This is a genomic window from Mesorhizobium sp. M2A.F.Ca.ET.037.01.1.1, from assembly GCF_003998075.1.
Taxonomy (GTDB): domain Bacteria; phylum Pseudomonadota; class Alphaproteobacteria; order Rhizobiales; family Rhizobiaceae; genus Mesorhizobium.
Genome location: NZ_RZSA01001317.1, coordinates 1 through 1,454, shown reverse-complemented (window position 1 = coordinate 1,454; position 1,454 = coordinate 1). Strand labels below are relative to the sequence as shown.

At 67.0% G+C, this 1,454-nt stretch carries 3 protein-coding genes; all 3 read left to right on the top strand.

Annotation, left to right across the window (positions count from 1 at the left end; translation table 11 throughout):
* On the top strand, window positions 1-808 hold an 808-nt coding region (gene tagH / locus EOA27_RS36320), incomplete at its 5' end, for a type VI secretion system-associated FHA domain protein TagH (protein WP_127258707.1).
* 4 nt (window positions 809-812) lie between these two features.
* On the top strand, window positions 813-1,265 hold the full coding sequence (gene tssJ, locus EOA27_RS36315; protein WP_040985738.1) for a type VI secretion system lipoprotein TssJ: 453 nt from the start codon (window positions 813-815) through the stop codon (window positions 1,263-1,265).
* A gap of 35 nt (window positions 1,266-1,300) precedes the next feature.
* On the top strand, window positions 1,301-1,454 hold a 154-nt coding region (gene tssK / locus EOA27_RS36310), incomplete at its 3' end, for a type VI secretion system baseplate subunit TssK (RefSeq protein WP_189562308.1).

Below are 1,454 nucleotides of genomic sequence, written 5' to 3'. Positions count from 1 at the left end.
CGACATGCCCGAGCCCCCGCCCAAAGCCGCCGGCTTCGACGATTTCAGCTTCGGGCCAGCCGCGACGCCCGCTTCCGGCCACGGTGCCGATCCAGCCGATCGCTTCGAGCGGCCGGCCGAGAAGCCGAAGGCCGCCCGTCCCTGGGAAATACCGGCGCAGGCGCCCCAACCCCCTACTCCGCAACCTCGCCCTGTTTCCGCGCCGAGGCCATCGCGTGCAGCGCAGCCTGCGCCGAGCGACATGGCGCTGCGCGCGGCATTCCTGCGCGGCATGGGCGTCGAGGAGGCCGACTTTCCCGGGCGCGATCCGCTCGTCGAGATGGAGAAATTCGGCCGCGAATACAGGCTGATGCTCGACGGCCTGATGCAGCTCTTGCGCAAGCGCGCCGAAGAGAAGGGGAGCGCGCGCGTCGCGCAGACGGTGGTCGGTTCTTCGGAAGTCAACCCGCTCAAATTCCTGCCGACGGTCGAGGATGTCATCGTCACCATCATCGCCGAGCGCAGCCCCGGCTTTCTCTCCGGCGAGGCGGCGATCAGCGATGCTGTCAAGGACCTCGCGCAGCATCACGTGCGCGCCTGGCGCGGCGTTCAGGCCGCGCTTCGGCGCATGATCGACCGTTTCGATCCGGCCGCGATCGAGGAAGAGCTCAAGTCCAATTCCGCGATCGGCAATCTGCTCGCAGGCGGGCGCAACGCCAAGCTGTGGGAGCTCTACCAGAAACGCCATCGCGACATCGCCCAGAGCGCGGAATCGAGCTTCCTGGGCGAGATCGGCGCAGACTTCAGGGACGCTTACGAAGAGGAGTAGGGACATGATCGACAGACGCGAATTCATCGTTGCTCTCGGCGCGACGGGGCTGCTTGCGGCTTGCCAGAGCGGCCCGCCGAAACCATCGGTGATCTCGGTCAACGTGACCGGCGGCGCCGGCATGAATCCGGGACCGGGCGGCGGCGACCGGCCGGTGACGGTTCTGGTGATGCGGCTTGCCAGCACCGGCAAGTTCAACTCGGCCGATTATTTCGCGCTGCAGGGCGATGCCGGCTCGGCGCTGGGCGCCGACCTGATCGGCTCGGACGCGATCTCGGTCGCGCCGGGCAAGACGGCGGCCAAGACCATCACGGTCGAGCCGAACGCCACGGCGCTCGGCTTCGTCGCGCTGATCCGCGAACCCGGCGGACGCAACTGGCGCACGACCAAGTCGGTTTCGCCGGGGTCGAAATTCACCATCAATGTCAGCCTCGGCAAAGGCGGCATATCCGCCTAGCGAAGCGTCAACAGGGCAGTGCAGAGAGTGGCAGCATGAGCGACGCAAACAGGGTGCTGTGGTCCGAGGGACTCTTCTTGAGGACCCAGCATTTCCAGCAGCAGGACCGGTTCTTCGAGGGGATGGTGCGCGGCGCCTTGCAGGCGGGCCAGCTCCATACGTTCGGCTTTCAGCAGCTGACGCTCGACC